The sequence below is a fragment of the Pseudomonas thivervalensis genome, from assembly GCF_001269655.1.
In the GTDB taxonomy this organism is placed as follows: domain Bacteria; phylum Pseudomonadota; class Gammaproteobacteria; order Pseudomonadales; family Pseudomonadaceae; genus Aquipseudomonas; species Aquipseudomonas thivervalensis.
This window is the reverse complement of sequence record NZ_LHVE01000007.1, coordinates 601,059-617,492: the sequence shown is the minus strand read 5'-3', so window position 1 is coordinate 617,492 and position 16,434 is coordinate 601,059. Positions and strand designations below refer to the sequence as shown.

The window sequence follows — 16,434 nt, the reverse complement described above, 5'->3', positions numbered from 1 at the left end:
CTCGCCACAGGGATTGCGTGTATTCGCTTAACCCGCCAACCCGACAAACATGTCCTGCACGTCATCGTGGTTGTCGAGGCCTTCGAGGAAGGCTTCGACTTCAGCCATCTGCTCGTCGGTCAAGCCGCTGACGGGGTTCTTCGGCTGGTAGCCCAGCTTGGCCGACAGCACGGTGAAGCCCTGCTCTGGCAAGGCCTTCTGTACGGCATCGAGGTCGACAGGGTCAGTGATAAACAAGGTCGCGCCGTCTTCACCTGGCTCGAAATCCTGGGCACCGGCCTCGATGGCGGCCATTTCCGGATCGGCGTCCGGGCTGTCTGGCGCGGCTTCGATCATGCCGACATGGTTGAAGTCCCACGCCACCGAACCCGAGGCGCCCAATTGGCCCTTGCGGAAGGCGACGCGAATTTCGGCGACGGTACGGTTGATGTTGTCGGTCACGCATTCAACGATCAGCGGCACCTGGTGCGGCGCGAACCCTTCGTAGGTGACGCGGTGGTATTGCACGGTTTCACCAAGCTGGCCAGAACCTTTCTTGATCGCACGTTCCAAGGTCTCGCGGGGCATCGAGGCCTTTTTGGCCTGTTCGACCACCAATCGCAAATGCGCGTTGGTCGCGGTGTCAGCGCCGTTGCGCGCGGCAATGGTGATTTCCTTCACCAGCTTGCCGAAGATCTTGCCCTTGGCGTTGGCAGCCGCTTCTTTGTGTTTAACCTTCCACTGTGCGCCCATTACTCACTCTCTTGTCTGACGCGCCGAGACATCTGCCGGCCGGCGCTGTGGCGCAAGTTTATACGGCCTAAACCGGCTGATCGACCAAAAAATTCACCCTGCCGGATCGACATTTTCACAGTTTGCTGTAGGGCTTTTCTGAAATAGCGACTCACGAGCACCGTTTACCCTCACGGTTTCGTACCCTCAGCGCCTCTGTCCCTGCCAGTAGGAGGCGCGATGCGCAACGACACGGAAAGTCCCTTCAGCCTGACGCTCACGCAAAGCGACTTGCAACTGCAAGTCTTGCGCTTCAATGGCCGCGAAGCCCTCAACCAGCCGTATCGCTTCGACCTGGAATTGATCGGCCTGGCCCCACCGTTAAACCCCGACCTGCTATTGGGGCATCCGGCCTTCCTGCGTCTGGACGGCGAATCGGGCATCCATGGGATTGTCCACAGTGTCAGCCTGAGTGCCCTGGCCCCGCGGCGCATCGGCTATCGCTTGACGTTGGTCCCCTACCTGCAGCGATTGGAACAAGGTCCGCGGCGCCGGGTTTTCCATCGACTCAGCGTGGTGCAGTTGCTGCGACACCTGCTGGAAGACAACGCCCTGCCCACCGACAGTTACCGTTTCGAGCTGCCCCATGGGCAGTATCCGTGTCGCCCATTCTGCATCCAGTACGACGAAAGCGACCTGACCCTCCTGCAACGGCTGTGCGAGGAAGAAGGCATTCATTACCACTTCGAGCACGCCCCCCAAGGCCACGTCCTGGTGTTTGCCGAAGACCCGAAGAGTTTCCCCGTGCGCCCCGTCGAACTGCCCCTGCGCCCGAACGACAACTCGATACCGGCCATCAAGCGCTTGTATTTGCGTCACCACGCGATGATGCCTGGCTGGCCTGTCGGGTTCCGCGACCGGGCCACCACCGAAGCCGACGCCTCCGCGGCGAATCAACGCCTTGAGCAGATCGACCATGAAGGCATGCACGGTGACCCGGCCTTGACTCACCATTACCAGGCCGGTCGCCGCCAGCTGGAACGGTTGCGCTGTCGGCAACGAGAAATCCATGGTCACAGTGACCAACCGGCCCTGCACGGTGGCGACATCGTGCAGGTCTGCGAACACCCGGTTTCCACCTTCAACGATCAATGGCTGATCACCGAAGTCCAGCATCGCGGGCGGCAGTTCTCGATCCTTGAACCGGACCTGCCCGCCACATCGTCGGCCCGTGACTACCGCAACCGGTTCACCGCCATTCCCTGGTCCACGGTGTTCAGGCCGGCCCTCAGGCATCCAAAACCCAGCATCCCCGGTTATCACTTGGCCCATGTACTCGGCCATGCCGGCCTACCGGCCCAGTCCGATGAGCGCGGGCAAATCAGCGTCAGCCTCTGGGTGCCAGATCAGGAAGGCATCACGCTGCCCGTGTCGCGACTGACCCTGGACAACAGCCCCTCGCTGATGGCCGGCAGCGAAGTGCTGGTGAGTTTTCTCGATGGCGATCCCGACCGGCCGGTGCTGTGCCCAGGGGCTGTCGATACCGGCGCAGGACACGCCACCGCCCCCCCGAAACCGTCCCGTGCCAACCCTAACGCCGGGTTACTGTTGGACTGGCTGCTGAACCCGCCAGACTTCACACCCTGAGCCTCCGTGTGGCTTCTTGCCGGCAAACCTGATCTGGCTCATGCAAACCCAGCGAAACGGGCTTACAGTGAAGACACAACGCCGCTCTAGACGGCGCTTTACCCTGATTGTTGGAGATACCCGCGATGCCCTGGAAAAATTCGGAAAGCCGCTACAGTACCGTCACGGTGACCTTGCATTGGCTGATGCTGGTGCTGCTGGCCGTGGTTTATGCCTGCATCGAGTTGCGGGGGATTTTCCCCAAGGGCAGTGGCGGCCGGACCCTGATCAAGGAAGCGCATTTCATGCTTGGCCTGACCGTGTTCCTGCTGGTCTGGCTACGCCTGTTCGCCCGCAGCATGGGCAAGGCACCGGCGATTTTCCCGGCGTCGCCTGCCTGGCAAACCCTCCTCGCCCGCCTGATGCACTGGGCGCTGTATGTATTCATGATCGCCATGCCGCTGCTGGGCTGGCTGATCACCAGCGCCGAAGGGCACCAGGTGATGTTCTACGGTTTCGATCTGCCGTTGCTCATCAATCAGGACAAGGATTTTGCCAAGCAACTGGAAGGCTGGCACGTGCTCGGTGGCACCATCGGCTATTGGTTGATCGGTCTGCATGCCTTGGCGGGGCTGTATCACCACTATGTGGTACGCGACAACACGCTGTTGCGGATGATGCCCAAACGCGGTTGATCGCCGTTACTCGAACCCTCGGCGGCCTTGCAGACCGCCGGTGTGGACAAAGACCAGACGCGTGTCTGGGGCAAACGCCTCGGCCTCGACATGTGCCTTGAGCAACATCAAGGCTTTGCCGGTGTACAACGGCTCCAGTTCAATGGCCGTCGTGGTCTCAATGAAATCAGTGAGCTCGGCATCGACCCGGGCGAAACCACCACGACTGCCGTCGAGCAATTCATAACGCGGCTTGCAATGCCCCGCCTCCGCCACGATGCGCTCGACCTGCTGGGCCACGCCATGGTCCGGGGGCACCGCCAGCGCGCCATAGACCGGACGCTCGCCCGCCTCGGCCAGCACCAGCCCGGCCAGCGATGTTCCGGTGCCGCAGGCCAGCCACCAACCGTGATAATCCGTCCATCCCAACGCCGCCAATTGTTCACGGACGCTGGCCGCCCAGGTCATGCAGCCTTGTGCGCCCGGCAATCCCGAACCGCCTTCGGGCACCGGATGCAAATGTGGATAGCGGACCTGCCACGGCCCCCAGAAACACGCCGCGTGCCGCTCTCGGTATCCGCCGTAACCCAACCAGTGCAGCTCCATACCCAATGCTTCCAGGTCACGCACCGTCGGCGTGTCCTGGGGATGACCGCGCAGCAGCCCAGCCGTGGGAAAGCCGAAGCGCTTGCCCGCCGCCGCCAGCGCATGCAAATGATTGGAATAGGCCCCGCCCAGGCTCATGACCCCTTCGGCACCGGCCTCATGGGCGGCGCGCAGATGATGGACCAGCTTGAACCACTTGTTGCCGCTGATCAGCGGATCGATCCGGTCCAGGCGCAACACCGCCACTTCGACACCGGCACGGGCGAGCCAGTCCAGGTGAAGAGGTTCGAGCCGGGGTTGGGGGTGCCAGTCGAGGGTGGGAAGTAGCATGGCGGCAGGTCAGGTGGAGTTGGGCCGGTATCTTAACAGCTTGGTCGCGGACGACCTGACAACGAAAGAACCTGTGGGAGCGAGCCTGCTCGCGATAGCGGTGGGTCAGCCAGCACATCTGAAACTGACTTACCGCCATCGCGAGCAGGCTCGCTCCCACACTAGGGGATCCGGGTGTCTACAGGGCGTGCGCCTTACAACTGCGCCGCCAACCGCGAACCCTGGTTGATCGCGCGCTTGGCGTCCAGTTCAGCCGCCACGTCGGCACCGCCGATGAGGTGAACGGTCTGCCCCGCCGCTTCCAGGCCTTCCTGCAACTCACGCAGCGGATCCTGGCCAGCGCAGATCACGATATTGTCCACCGCCAGCACTTGCGGCTCGCCGGCTTCACCGATGCGAATGTGCAGGCCATCGTCGTCGATCTTCAGGTACTCGACGCTGTTGAGCATCTGCACCTGCTTGTTCTTCAGGCCCGTGCGATGAATCCAGCCGGTGGTCTTGCCCAGGCCGTCACCGACCTTGGAGGTCTTGCGTTGCAGCAGGAACACCTGGCGCGCCGGTGCATGGGGTTCGGCCTTGATCCCAGCCACGCCGCCGCGAGCTTCGAGGTGGGTATCGATACCCCATTCCTTCCAGAACGCCTCACGGTCCTGGCTGGTGGCAACACCCTGGTGAACCAGGAATTCCGACACGTCGAAGCCAATACCGCCGGCACCAATCACCGCGACACTGCGCCCCACCGGCTTGCGCGCGAGGATTACGTCCAAGTAGCTCAAGACCTTGGCGTGCTCCACTCCGGGAATCGCCGGCACGCGCGGGGCGATGCCGGTGGCGAGGATGATTTCGTCGTAACCTCCGGCCACCAATTGCGCCACATCCACCCGGGTGTCGAGGCACAGCTCGACATGGCTGGTCTGCAATTTGCGCTTGAAGTAGCGCAGGGTCTCGAAAAACTCTTCCTTACCCGGCACGCGCTTGGCAACGTTGAACTGGCCACCGATTTCGCTGGCCGAATCGAACAGCGTCACCTGGTGCCCACGCTCGGCCGCCACCGTGGCAGCGGACAACCCGGCCGGGCCGGCACCGACCACGGCGATCTTCTTCGCCTGAGTCACTGGCAGGTAGTTCAGCTCGGTTTCGTGGCAGGCCCGCGGGTTCACCAGGCAACTGGTGAGCTTGCCGCCAAAGGTGTGGTCCAGGCACGCCTGGTTGCAGCCGATGCAGGTGTTGATTTCATCGCTGCGACCGGCAGCGGCCTTGTTGACGAACTCCGGGTCGGCCAGGAACGGCCGCGCCATGGAGACCATGTCTGCATCGCCTTCGGCGAGGATCTGCTCGGCCACTTCCGGGGTGTTGATGCGGTTGGTGGTGATCAGCGGAATGCTCACCGAACCGCGCAGCTTGGCCGTGACTTTGCTGAACGCCGCCCGTGGAACCTTGGTGGCGATGGTGGGAATCCGTGCTTCGTGCCAACCGATACCGGTGTTGATGATCGTCGCGCCGGCCTGCTCGATGGCCTTGGCCAACAGGACGATTTCATCCCAGGTGCTGCCACCTTCCACCAGATCGAGCATCGACAGGCGGAAGATGATGATGAAATTCGGACCTACCGCTTCGCGCACCCGACGGACGATTTCCACCGGCAGGCGCATGCGGTTTTCATAGCTGCCGCCCCAACGGTCGGTACGGTGGTTGGTGTGGGCCGCCAGGAACTGGTTAATGAAATAACCTTCCGAGCCCATGATCTCGACGCCGTCGTATTCGGCCTTCTGGGCCAGGACCGAGCAAGTGACGAAATCGCTGATCTGCTTCTCGATGCCTTCCTCGTCCAGCTCCTTGGGCTTGAATGGGTTGATCGGCGCCTGGATCGCACTCGGTGCCACCTGCTTGGGACTATAGGCGTAGCGCCCGGCGTGAAGAATCTGCATGCAGATCTTGCCACCCGCCTCGTGCACGGCCCTGGTCACGATCTGGTGCTTGAGCGCCTCTTCTTCGGTGGTCAGCTTGGCCGCACCGGAATAGACACCACCCTCGTCGTTCGGCCCGATCCCGCCGGTGACCATCAGGCCCACGCCGCCCCGGGCGCGCTCGGCGAAATACGCCGCCATGCGTTCGAAGCCGCCGGGCTTCTCTTCCAGGCCAGTGTGCATCGAGCCCATCAGGGTGCGGTTGCGCAGCGTGGTGAAACCCAGGTCCAGCGGGGCCAGCAGGTGCGGGTAATGAGAGGCGGTCATCGGTAACTCCACAACGGGCGATCACGGAAATAAAGCGCAAGCTCTGCGGCTTGCGTCTGTCATGGCCCACAGCGTAAGAGCCAGGGCGCAGGCGCTCAATGACCGTAACTGACAACTTAATGATCCAAATGTGCAGGACACCGATCAGCTGTACGTGACTCTCAGCGAGACGAGCCAGTCCTATCAACGCTGGCCCAGGTGCTCAAACCAAAAAACAACCCTAATAACACGGTCGCCCTCGCATGCATCCCCAACGAAAAATGCTGCACAACGAGTTGCACGCCCGTCCGTCGCTGTATTTCGACGAACCGGCCCACGTCTTCCACCTGGCGTTTCTGGGCGACAACGCCCAGTGCAACGCGCTGCTCGCGCGACTGTGCCCTGATACCGTCGCCGCGCAGGCCGCACAGGGCATCACCCGCCTGGAAGGGCATCCGCTGAAGTGGGAGCGCCACGCCGAGTTCTTCACCCTGACCCTGGTCGTGCCTGCCAGCAGCAACGAGCTGCAATGGACCACGCTGCCCGACAGCCTTGCCCGGGGCATCGAAGGTCACGCCCAGCACCTCATCAACGCCGTTCAGGTGGTGGTGCGCGCCGAAGCTGGCCTCGACTTGCCCAGTTACGGTTTCAAGGACCCTTGCGGCTCATGCGTGGGTGGTGGCGATGCGGTGGTCTGGAGCGATTTTCGCCTGACCGAGGACGGCACCAATCGCCTGCTGTTCATCAACCGACGGCTCAACGCTTATCGCCAGGGGCGCATGATCCGGCGCCTGCTGGAAATCGAGACCTATCGCATGATGGCGTCCTTGTCGCTCAGTATCGCCAAGGCACTGGACCCGCAACTGAACGAATTCGATCGCACCCTGGTGAGCCTCTCCGAGCGCAACGCCAATGCCAGCGGCGTGCACGCCAAGACCTTGCTGGAGGACATTGCCCTGCTGTCTCGCCAGGTCGTCAGCAGCTCGGTCAGGAATCGCCACCGTTTCAGCGCGACCCGCGCCTACGCGCAACTGGTGTTCGAGCGCTTGGGGGAGTTGCGCGAAAGTCACCTGGGGGATTGTCAGCGGCTGGGCGTATTCATCGAACGACGCTTCAAACCCACGGTGCGTTATTGCGCCGCCACCGAGCAGCGCCTCGAACAACTGGCCATGAGCGTGGCCAACCTGGGTGACTTGCTGCAAGCCCGCGTGCAAGTCGAGATGGAAGACCAGAACGCCGAGATCCTGCGCAGCCTCAATGCCCGCGCCGATGCGCAGATCAAGATCCAACGCGCGGTGGAAGGCCTGTCAATCATTGCCATCACCTACTACTTGATCAACTTGTTCAAGTTGGTCTACAGCGGGTTGCATACCTTGGGGGCAGACCTCTCGGCCCGTGAGGCGCTGCTGGGCATGACGCCGCCGGTGCTGTTGATCATGCTGCTGATTCTGATCCGGATCAGAAAGGCCAAAAGTCACTAGCCCGCCCTGCCCAACGCCAAGGGCGTCGACGGGTTCCATGGACGCCTTTGCGTACGCTTGCCGTGCGTACAAATCAACGTACGCCCTTCGCTAATCCCTTGTTTTACCGTACCCTGCCCCGTGACTCTTGATGAAAAATCACGAACCTGTACACGGCCGCTGACTGTTCCCCATGCGCAAATTTTTGTACCTGCTGTTTTCACTGGCCCTGATGGCCGCCCTGGTCACCTACGCATTGTGGACGACCGATCGTCCGGCGGGTCATTACCTGTCAGACCTGCGCATCAACCTGGCAGTCGACCAGGGCACGCCGGCGAACCGCGGCAACCTGCTGGGCATCCAGCCCGAACTGTTCCCCACCGATTACCAAAGCCCCGAACGCCTGCATCGCAAACTGGCGGCCTATCTGCAGGCGGCTCGCGACCAGGGTTTTATCAATGCCAAGACCGTGGTGGTCCTGCCCGAGCACATTGGCACCTGGCTGATGGTCGGCGGCGAAAAAGACGAGTTGTACCAAGCCACCACCCTGAAGGAAGCCATGCACTGGCTGGCGGTCAGCAATCCGCTGGCGTTCATCCAGGCACTGGTCAGCGCTCAAGGTGACAGCCGACTGGATGATGCCTACCTGCGCATGAAAGCCGAACGCATGGCCCATGACTATCAAGCGCTGTTCGGCGGGCTGGCCAAGGAGTTCGGCATCACCTTGGTGGCCGGCTCCATCGTGCTACCCGAGCCCAGCATCAGCGAAGGCGAGTTGAGGATTGGTCGCGGCGCGTTGTACAACAGCAGCCTGGTGTTCGGCAGCGATGGCCGGCCGATCGGCCAGCCACAACGCCAACGACATCCGGTGTTCGAACAGCAGGATGTGCTGGGCGCCGCCCACCCGGCCGCCCCCCTCGTCATCGACACGCCTGCCGGGCGCCTGGGCGTGCTAATCGGCAGTGACAGTTGGTACCCGCTCCACTACCGGCAGCTCAACGAACAGGGCGCACAACTGATCGCGGTGCCTGCCTTCGTCATCGGTCGCGGCGCCTGGGACAAACCCTGGAGCGGTTATAAAGGCCTGTCCACGCCAAGCGAAGTGAGCCTCAAACCCGGTGAAGTGAGCGAGGGCCAAGCCTGGCATCGCCTGACACTGACCAGCCAACTGCCCATCAGCCAGGCCCGGGGTGGCGTCAGCGTATTCCTGCGTGGCCAGTTCTGGGACAGCGGCAGCGCCGGCCAGAGTTTCATCAGCCACAATGGCCAGCACTTTCCCGATGGCGAAGCCCGTGGCGCGCGCCTGTTGAACCTGTGGTTGTAAACATGAAACCGCAGCCGATGCGCCTGGGGGACTTGTCCGTGGGCTTCGTCCACAGCCTGGCTGACGCGGTCGCCAGCCATGGGCAAGACCCCAAGCCTTTGCTGGAACAGTACGGTCTCGACGCCGCGCGCCTGGCCGAGCCTGGGGCACGCCTGTCGATCCCACGCTACATGCGCCTGGGCTACGCCGCGATCCAACAGACCCAGGACCCGGCCCTGGGCCTGCGCATGGGTCAGCTTGGGCGCTTGAGCCAGGCCGGGCTGGCGGGCGTAACCGCGGCCCAGGCGCCGACCGTACGCGAGGCGGCCCGCTGCATGACCCGCTTCGAACCGCTGTATGGTTCCAACTATCGCGGCCAATCGAGTTTCCATGAGGATGCCCGCGGCGCCTGGCTACGGTTCTATTCCATCAGCCCGTACAACGCCTACAACCGCTTCGTCGTGGACTCGATCATTGCCGGCTGGCTGGCGCAATTGTCCAGCGTCAGCGGCATCGCGCTGAGGCCCGAACGCATCGAAATCGAGTTCGAGGAGCCGGCATACCTGGAGGCCTACCGCACGCTGGGTGACTGCCCGATCCAGTTTGGCGCCGAACAGAATCAACTGCGCCTGGGCCTGGACAGCCTCGCCCAGCGCAATCCGCAGCATTGCCCCAGCACCTGGCACCACCTGATTCAATTGTGTGAACGGGAGTTGGAACAATTGACCCGCACCCGCAGCCTGCGTGAGCGCATCATTCAATTGCTGGGACCGTTGCTCAGCGGCGGTCGCGAGCCCGACCTTGAAGAAGTGGCGGCCCGCCTGAAGCTGCCGACCTGGACCCTGCGCCGCAAGCTGGCCGACGAAGGCACGCAGTTCCGTGCAATCCTCAACGACACCCGCCGCGACCTGGCCATGACTTACATACGCGATACCGAACTGGCGTTCGGTGAAATCGCCTACCTGTTGGGATTTGCCTCAGCCGAGGCCTTTCAACGGGCCTTCAAGCGCTGGAACGACCAGACGCCTGGGGAGTTTCGCCGTAGTCACCGGGGGCGTTGAGTTTCAAGTGCTGGCTTACAGCGTTCTTACAACTCCGTCGCATCTTCGGCGGGTTCCAGCGGGTCCAGTTCATAGGCCTGGTATTCCAGCAGCTCTTCCTGATAATCATCCATTGCGTGTCCTTCCCCTGTCATTGAATCCAAATGCCTGATGGCGCTGGCATCAGCATAAAGCTGCTTTATGAACAAAACATGAAGCAAAGGCTTCATGAATTAAACGTAGCACAGGGTCGGGAAATTACCGCGTGAAGGTGTGACAGGGCGTAACACCCTGCCACCTGGACCTCAAGACGCCGGAAGCGGCTGGATCGGCTCGGTCGGAGCCGGCAACGAGCTGGACGGTGGTGGTGGCGGTGTCACGGTTTCCGTCGTCGGCGCAGACTCGAACGACTCAGGCGCAATCGGCGCGGGCTCGCTCGGCGGTGCCACAGGCTCCGACACCGTAGGAGCGGTTTCGACGGGGGCCGGCACAGCCTCCTCGACCGGGGTAGCGACTGCGGGCGCAGGCGCAACAGGTTCCGGCTCGGGCGCAGGGGCTGGAGCAGGCATCAAGGCGGCTGACTCGGCCTTGGTTTCCGGTACTCCCAGCTCGGCTTTCGGCTTGTCGGCATTCTCAGCGGCTTTCTTCGCTTCGGGAGGCAGGAACAGCTCCACCAAGGCAAAGAACCGCTCATAGAACTTGGCCGCCGACACGGTTTCGCTGGCGACTTTGACCATCGAGTCATCCGAGGAGCCGATCGGCATCGACACCGAACCCAGCACACCCACACCCAGGCTGGCGGAGTTGTTGGTTTTCTTCAGGGCATAACGGTCCTGCAAGGCGTTGGCGAACATCGTCGCACGGTGCCCGGTGCCGCCGTCTTCGGCACAGACCAGGTTGAAACTGATCTCCATATGAGTTTCGCCGGTCTGCTGGAAACTCTTGTGGCCGCTGACCAACTTCGGATCGCTGCTGGTGATGATGTAACCCTGGCTGAGCAACGCCCGACGCCCGGCCTCGCAGGTCGCCGCGTCACTCACCGGATAGGTGCGCGAGAACGTGCCCGAATCATCGAAGTTTTCGTGCTCGTATATGGCGGTTTTCTTCGACGAGCAACCGGCTGCGGCGGCAAGCAGTAATGCAAGCCCGACGGTGCGCATGGGTAATGATCTGAACATTGAACATCCTGAGAAAAACGGTCCGGGGCGTATTGTGCAACAGAACGCGACCTGGCAGCGTGGCTAATCTTGTTTCAAGGGGGTTACAAGTTTACTGGGGGTTGTTTGCAGGAAAAAGACGCTAATCCGGTGGATCGACGAATACCCGCTTCTGGGTAACACACATGATTCTAAAGTGAGCCGCTGCAAGAGCAGCTATAAGAGCGGAACCGCCAGCGGCCATTACCGAAGAAACGGATATACACCCCGTCCCGGAAAAAAAGAAACCAAAAAAACGGCGCTTCCCATTTCTGAAGAAGCGCCGTTTTCTCTAGTGAACAGCATCACAACCAGGTTTGAAAAACCATCAAGCCATTAGAAACGCTTGATATCCGCCTGACTCTCCAACTGCTTGCGATACGCCGCAAAGTCCTGCTGACCCACACGGGACGCCAGGTAACGACGATATTCAGCCTTCTCTTCGTCAGTCGGTGCCGCCGCTTCGTTCACACCGTTCAGACGCACGAGCACCAGGCTGCCATCAGGCAAGGTCACGCTGCTGAACGACGGCTTGTCCTTGGACTCAGGCTTAGGCATGCGGAACAGCGCTTGCAGCACCGCAGGATCGATACCTTCCTGGTTGCGGGTTGCCGCCTCGGTGGCTTTCCAGCCTTGACCGTCGACGGGCTTGTCCAGTGCGGTCTTGCCGTCGCGCAGGCTGGCAATCAACTCGTCAGCGCGGGTCTTGGCTGCTGCGCTGGCGTGTTCCTTGGCCAACTGAGCGCGGATGGGGCCTGCCACTTTTTCCAGCGGCAGTTGCTCAGGTTTGCGGTGCTCCTTGGCACGCAGCACCACGACGGTTTCAGGGTCCAGCTCGATGGCGGTGCTGTTGGCACCCTCCTCCAGCACTTCCGGGCTGAACGCAGCAGTGACCACGGCACGATTGGCCGCAATGCCTTCACCGCCTTCACGACCGAACGGGGCCGATGTGTGGACGGTCAACTTCAGGTCCTGGGCCGGCTGCGCCAGGTCGGAGGCTTCGAACGAGGCGTCTTCCAGTTGCTTGGTCGCCTCCACGAAACGCTGCTCCACCTGCTGGGTTTTCAGCTCGCGGGTCAGCTTGTCCTTGAGGCTGGCAAAGGTCGGCACTTCAGGCGCTTCGACACCCAGCAGCTTGATCAGGTGCAGACCGAAATCGGTGCGTACCGGTGCCGAGACCTGGTCCTTGTTCAAGGCGTACAGGGCCTTTTCGAACTCCGGATCGTAGACGCCTGGACCGGCATAGCCGAGATCGCCACCGTTGTTCGCCGAACCCGGATCCTGGGAAAACTCCTTCGCCAGGGTCTCAAACGACTCGCCTTTGGCCAAGCGCGCCTGGATCTCCTCGATCTTCGCCTTGGCCTGGGCTTCGGTCACCTTGTCATTCACTTCGATCAGGATGTGCGCAGCCCGACGTTGCTCCGACAGGTTGGCGATTTCTTTCTGGTAAGCCGCTTGCAGGTCTTCATCCTTGACGTTGACCTGATCAAAGAAAGAGGCTTTCTTCAGCTCGAGGTAATCGATGACCACCTGGTCAGGGGTCATGAATTCCTTGGCGTGTTTGTCGTAGTAAGCCTTGACCTCATCATCGGTCAGCTTCACCGACGCTGGATCGACCTTGATGTTCAAGGTGGCGAAATCACGGGTCTGCTTTTCCAGGCGAGCGAAGGCCAGCACTTGGGCGTCGGTGACAAAACCGCTGCCTGCCAAGCCGGCGCGCAACTGACCGATCAGCATTTCCTGAGCCAGCATCTGGCGGAATTGCATACGGCTGTAACCCAGCTGGCGGATCACTTGATCGAAACGCTCGGCGCTGAATTTTCCATCGACCTGGAACTCAGGCGTCTGCAGGATCACTTGATCAAGCGCAGCTTCGGAGAAAGCGAATTTCGCATCGTGTGCGCCTTGCAACAGCAACTTGCGATCGATCAGGCCCTTGAGCGCCGAATCGCGCAGCATTTTTTCGTCCAGCAGGGAGGCGTCGAAATCCTTGCCCAGCTGTTGCATGAGCTGACGGCGTTGCATGTCGACCGCCTGGCTCAGCTCGTTCTGGCTGATGTTCTCGCCGTTGACCTTGGCCGCGTCATTGCTGCTGGTAGTGGCTTGAAAAATGGCTTCGAAACCGGTCAACGCCATCAATGCGACGATGATCCCGATGATGGTCTTGGCAATCCAGCCTTGTGAATTGTCCCTGATATTCTGCAGCATGCGTCCCCCAGAAACGGTTGAACTTCAAATTTAGGCAACCGTGGAGCGTGGGTAGAATCCGGATAGAAGAAAGGCGCATCCGAGGATGCGCCTTCTCGTAACTGGCGGAGCGGACCGGGCTCGAACCTGCAAGCCCTGGCGTGCCAGACCGGTTGCAACCGGCCGTATTACCGCTCCGCTGCCAAGCCAGGCATGACCCCGACCCGGATAAACTCAACGAAACCTTAGTTAACGGCTTCTTTCAGTGCTTTACCAGCTTTGAAGCTTGGCTTCTTGGCAGCAGCTATTTCCAGCGCCTGGCCAGTCTGCGGGTTGCGACCGGTGCGAGCTGGACGATCAGTGACGGAGAAGGTGCCGAAACCAACCAGAACAACGGAGTCGCCAGCCTTGAGAGCGCCAGTGACGGATTCGATTACAGCGTCCAGCGCACGGCCAGCAGCAGCTTTCGGGATATCAGCGGATGCAGCGATAGCATCAATCAGTTCCGACTTGTTCACTCTAAGTCCCCTTATATCTATTTGAGATGATTCTAAGTTTTTTTGGTGAAAGCAAAAACGAGTGCTGAATGGCCTGCAGACACTTAAGAGCCGCTTTATAACAAGGGCTCTAAAAAACTGTCAAGGAAGGCCCCCCAGGCAAATGCGTATTAATGCGTGCTAATTCTTTCCTTAGAGTCAGACTCTCGCTTTTCTTCCTTTGCGACAATCTCCGGAGCCACATCCGGCAAGGGCTCCGGCGCGTATTGCAGCGCAATTTGCAGGACCTCGTCAATCCATTTAACAGGTTTGATCTGAAGATCCTGCTTGATGTTGTCAGGAATTTCCTTCAGATCGCGAACATTCTCTTCTGGAATGATCACGATCTTGATCCCGCCACGGTGTGCCGCCAGCAGTTTTTCCTTCAGACCGCCGATCGCCAAGACTTGGCCACGCAGCGTGATTTCACCTGTCATGGCGACGTCGGCGCGCACCGGGATGCCGGTCAATGCCGAAACCAGCGCCGTGCACATGCCTACACCGGCGCTTGGACCATCCTTGGGCGTAGCCCCTTCAGGCATGTGGATATGCGTGTCGCGCTTCTCATGGAAGTCCAGAGGAATGCCCAGGCTCCGGGCACGGCTACGAACCACCGTCAGCGCAGCGGTGATCGATTCGACCATCACGTCGCCCAGGGAGCCGGTCTTGATCAGTTGTCCCTTGCCCGGTACCACGGCCGCTTCGATGGTCAGCAACTCACCACCCACCTGTGTCCACGCCAGGCCAGTCACCTGACCGATCTGGTCCTGCTGCTCGGCCAGGCCATAGCGGAACTTGCGCACGCCCAGGAAATGCTCGAGCAAGTCCGAAGTGACCTTGACCGCGAAGCGTTTTTCCAGCGCATGTTCCTTGACCGCCTTGCGGCAGACCTTGGCAATCTGCCGCTCCAGGCCACGCACACCGGCTTCGCGGGTGTAATAGCGGATGATGTCGCGAATCGCTTCCTCGTCGAATTCCAACTCGCCTTTTTTCAGGCCGTTGGCCTGGATCTGCTTGGGCGAAAGGTACTTCACCGCGATGTTGATCTTCTCGTCCTCGGTGTAGCCCGGCAGACGAATCACCTCCATCCGGTCCAGCAACGCCGGCGGAATGTTCATGGAGTTGGAGGTGCAGAGGAACATCACATCCGAGAGGTCGTAGTCGACTTCCAGGTAGTGATCGTTGAAATTGTGATTCTGCTCAGGATCGAGCACTTCGAGCAATGCCGAGGCGGGATCGCCGCGCATATCGCTGCCCATCTTGTCGATTTCGTCCAAAAGGAACAGCGGATTGCGCACGCCGACCTTTGTCATCTTTTGAATCAATCTTCCTGGCATCGAACCGATGTAAGTGCGGCGATGACCACGAATTTCCGCCTCGTCACGCACGCCACCCAAGGCCATGCGTACGAATTTACGGTTGGTCGCGTGGGCAATCGACTCCGCAAGGGAGGTTTTACCGACCCCGGGAGGACCGACCAGACACAAGACCGGACCGCGAATCTTTTTAACGCGCTTCTGTACGGCGAGGTACTCAAGGATGCGCTCCTTGACCTCTTCCAAGCCGTAATGGTCAGCGTCGAGGATATCTTCGGCACGCGCCAGGTCCAGGCGTACCTTGCTCTGGGCTTTCCACGGCACCTGGACCAGCCAGTCGATGTAGGAACGCACAACGGTGGCTTCGGCAGACATCGGCGACATCTGCTTGAGCTTGTTCAGCTCGGCCTGGGCCTTGGCCAGTGCGTCCTTGGGCAAGCCGGCGGCATCGATGCGTTTTTTCAGCTCTTCGATTTCGTTGTGGCCTTCGTCGCCATCGCCCAGCTCTTTCTGAATGGCCTTCATCTGCTCATTCAGGTAGTACTCACGCTGGCTGCGCTCCATTTGTTTCTTGACGCGACCGCGAATGCGTTTCTCGACTTGCAACAGATCGATTTCGCCGTCGAGCAATGCCAGCACGTGCTCGACACGAGCCGACAGATCAATGATCTCGAGAATTTCCTGCTTCTGCTCGATCTTGAGGGCCATGTGGGCCGCCATCGTATCGACCAGCCGCCCAGGCTCGTCGATGCTGTTAAGCGACGACAGGACCTCCGCAGGCACCTTCTTGCCCAATTGCACGTACTGTTCGAACTGCGACAGCAGGCTGCGGACAAATACCTCTGATTCACGCTCGGGCGCGTCGACTTCTTCGATCAGCGACACCTCGGCCCGGCAATGGCCGTCCACTTCGCTGAAACGCTCGACAGTACCGCGCTGCTCGCCTTCGACCAGGACCTTGACGGTGCCGTCGGGCAACTTGAGCAACTGCAGAACCGTTGCAATCGTACCTACGCGATAAAGTGCGTCTTCGCCGGGATCATCGTCGGCTGGATTTCTCTGAGCCAGCAGCAGAATCTGCTTGTCACCCGTCATCGCAGCCTCAAGGGCTTCGATGGACTTCTCGCGCCCCACGAACAGCGGGATAACCATGTGCGGATACACCACGACATCGCGCAATGGCAGGAGAGGCAATTCGATGGTTGTCTTCATGATTTCGCCTCTACGGCGGCCCTA

Annotated in this window: 13 protein-coding genes; 5 read left to right on the top strand and 8 right to left on the bottom strand. The window is 60.7% G+C overall.

Annotated features, from left to right (window positions below):
* Positions 1–27 precede the first annotated feature (27 nt).
* Positions 28–732 carry a YebC/PmpR family DNA-binding transcriptional regulator gene (locus AD659_RS10485; protein WP_053120861.1) on the bottom strand — a complete coding sequence of 235 codons (705 nt, stop codon included), beginning with the start codon at positions 730–732 and terminating at the stop codon, positions 28–30.
* Positions 733–951: 219 nt separating this feature from the next.
* Between AD659_RS10485 and AD659_RS10480 the strand changes: the two genes are divergently transcribed.
* Both AD659_RS10480 and AD659_RS10475 read left to right on the top strand, forming a co-directional pair.
* On the top strand, positions 952–2,358 hold the full coding sequence (locus AD659_RS10480; RefSeq protein ID WP_053120859.1) for a type VI secretion system Vgr family protein: 1,407 nt from the start codon (positions 952–954) through the stop codon (positions 2,356–2,358).
* Positions 2,359–2,483: 125 nt separating this feature from the next.
* Positions 2,484–3,032, top strand: a complete 549-nt coding sequence (locus tag AD659_RS10475; RefSeq protein WP_053120858.1) for a cytochrome b — start codon at positions 2,484–2,486, stop codon at positions 3,030–3,032.
* Between the two features lie 6 nt (positions 3,033–3,038).
* Here AD659_RS10475 and AD659_RS10470 read toward each other — a convergent pair whose 3' ends face one another.
* A complete protein-coding gene (locus AD659_RS10470) occupies positions 3,039–3,947 on the bottom strand; it encodes a 1-aminocyclopropane-1-carboxylate deaminase/D-cysteine desulfhydrase (protein WP_053120856.1) in 909 nt (302 codons plus the stop codon).
* Between the two features lie 194 nt (positions 3,948–4,141).
* A complete protein-coding gene (locus AD659_RS10465; RefSeq protein ID WP_053120854.1) occupies positions 4,142–6,181 on the bottom strand; it encodes an oxidoreductase in 2,040 nt (679 codons plus the stop codon).
* Positions 6,182–6,423: 242 nt separating this feature from the next.
* Here AD659_RS10465 and AD659_RS10460 point away from each other — a divergent pair, with 242 nt between their 5' ends.
* The 3 genes from AD659_RS10460 to AD659_RS10450 all read left to right on the top strand — a co-directional run bounded on the left by AD659_RS10460 (position 6,424) and on the right by AD659_RS10450 (position 9,984).
* Positions 6,424–7,641, top strand: coding sequence for a DUF3422 domain-containing protein (locus tag AD659_RS10460; protein WP_053120853.1), 1,218 nt, complete (start codon positions 6,424–6,426; stop codon positions 7,639–7,641).
* A gap of 172 nt (positions 7,642–7,813) precedes the next feature.
* Complete coding sequence (locus AD659_RS10455; RefSeq protein WP_053120851.1) at positions 7,814–8,944, top strand: carbon-nitrogen hydrolase family protein; 1,131 nt, start codon at positions 7,814–7,816, stop codon at positions 8,942–8,944.
* Positions 8,945–8,946: 2 nt separating this feature from the next.
* The gene (locus AD659_RS10450; protein WP_053120849.1) at positions 8,947–9,984 is read left to right on the top strand and encodes an AraC family transcriptional regulator; all 1,038 of its coding nucleotides are present in this window, start codon (positions 8,947–8,949) and stop codon (positions 9,982–9,984) included.
* Positions 9,985–10,010: 26 nt separating this feature from the next.
* On the opposite strand, the gene AD659_RS29760 is transcribed toward AD659_RS10450, so the two are convergent.
* The 5 genes from AD659_RS29760 to lon all read right to left on the bottom strand — a co-directional run bounded on the left by AD659_RS29760 (position 10,011) and on the right by lon (position 16,410).
* Positions 10,011–10,193 carry a hypothetical protein gene (locus AD659_RS29760; RefSeq protein ID WP_153044003.1) on the bottom strand — a complete coding sequence of 61 codons (183 nt, stop codon included), beginning with the start codon at positions 10,191–10,193 and terminating at the stop codon, positions 10,011–10,013.
* A gap of 75 nt (positions 10,194–10,268) precedes the next feature.
* The gene (locus AD659_RS10445) at positions 10,269–11,141 is read right to left on the bottom strand and encodes a DUF2242 domain-containing protein (RefSeq protein WP_053120846.1); all 873 of its coding nucleotides are present in this window, start codon (positions 11,139–11,141) and stop codon (positions 10,269–10,271) included.
* 354 nt (positions 11,142–11,495) lie between these two features.
* The gene (locus AD659_RS10440) at positions 11,496–13,367 is read right to left on the bottom strand and encodes a SurA N-terminal domain-containing protein (protein WP_053120844.1); all 1,872 of its coding nucleotides are present in this window, start codon (positions 13,365–13,367) and stop codon (positions 11,496–11,498) included.
* Between the two features lie 224 nt (positions 13,368–13,591).
* Positions 13,592–13,864 carry an HU family DNA-binding protein gene (locus AD659_RS10430; protein ID WP_053120842.1) on the bottom strand — a complete coding sequence of 91 codons (273 nt, stop codon included), beginning with the start codon at positions 13,862–13,864 and terminating at the stop codon, positions 13,592–13,594.
* A 149-nt stretch (positions 13,865–14,013) separates the two neighbouring features.
* The gene (gene lon / locus AD659_RS10425) at positions 14,014–16,410 is read right to left on the bottom strand and encodes an endopeptidase La (RefSeq protein ID WP_053120840.1); all 2,397 of its coding nucleotides are present in this window, start codon (positions 16,408–16,410) and stop codon (positions 14,014–14,016) included.
* Positions 16,411–16,434 lie beyond the last annotated feature (24 nt).

Excerpts from the sequence above, each read along its gene's own strand:
- AD659_RS10480 (WP_053120859.1), top strand. The coding sequence starts at position 952 with ATGCGCAACGACACGGAAAGTCCCTTCAGCCTGACGCTCACGCAAAGC.
- AD659_RS29760 (WP_153044003.1), bottom strand. The coding sequence starts at position 10,193 with ATGAAGCCTTTGCTTCATGTTTTGTTCATAAAGCAGCTTTATGCTGAT.
- AD659_RS10455 (WP_053120851.1), top strand. The coding sequence starts at position 7,814 with ATGCGCAAATTTTTGTACCTGCTGTTTTCACTGGCCCTGATGGCCGCC.
- AD659_RS10450 (WP_053120849.1), top strand. The coding sequence starts at position 8,947 with ATGAAACCGCAGCCGATGCGCCTGGGGGACTTGTCCGTGGGCTTCGTC.
- AD659_RS10460 (WP_053120853.1), top strand. The coding sequence starts at position 6,424 with ATGCATCCCCAACGAAAAATGCTGCACAACGAGTTGCACGCCCGTCCG.
- AD659_RS10440 (WP_053120844.1), bottom strand. The coding sequence starts at position 13,367 with ATGCTGCAGAATATCAGGGACAATTCACAAGGCTGGATTGCCAAGACC.
- AD659_RS10445 (WP_053120846.1), bottom strand. The coding sequence starts at position 11,141 with ATGTTCAGATCATTACCCATGCGCACCGTCGGGCTTGCATTACTGCTT.
- AD659_RS10470 (WP_053120856.1), bottom strand. The coding sequence starts at position 3,947 with ATGCTACTTCCCACCCTCGACTGGCACCCCCAACCCCGGCTCGAACCT.
- lon (WP_053120840.1), bottom strand. The coding sequence starts at position 16,410 with ATGAAGACAACCATCGAATTGCCTCTCCTGCCATTGCGCGATGTCGTG.
- AD659_RS10485 (WP_053120861.1), bottom strand. The coding sequence starts at position 732 with ATGGGCGCACAGTGGAAGGTTAAACACAAAGAAGCGGCTGCCAACGCC.
- AD659_RS10475 (WP_053120858.1), top strand. The coding sequence starts at position 2,484 with ATGCCCTGGAAAAATTCGGAAAGCCGCTACAGTACCGTCACGGTGACC.
- AD659_RS10465 (WP_053120854.1), bottom strand. The coding sequence starts at position 6,181 with ATGACCGCCTCTCATTACCCGCACCTGCTGGCCCCGCTGGACCTGGGT.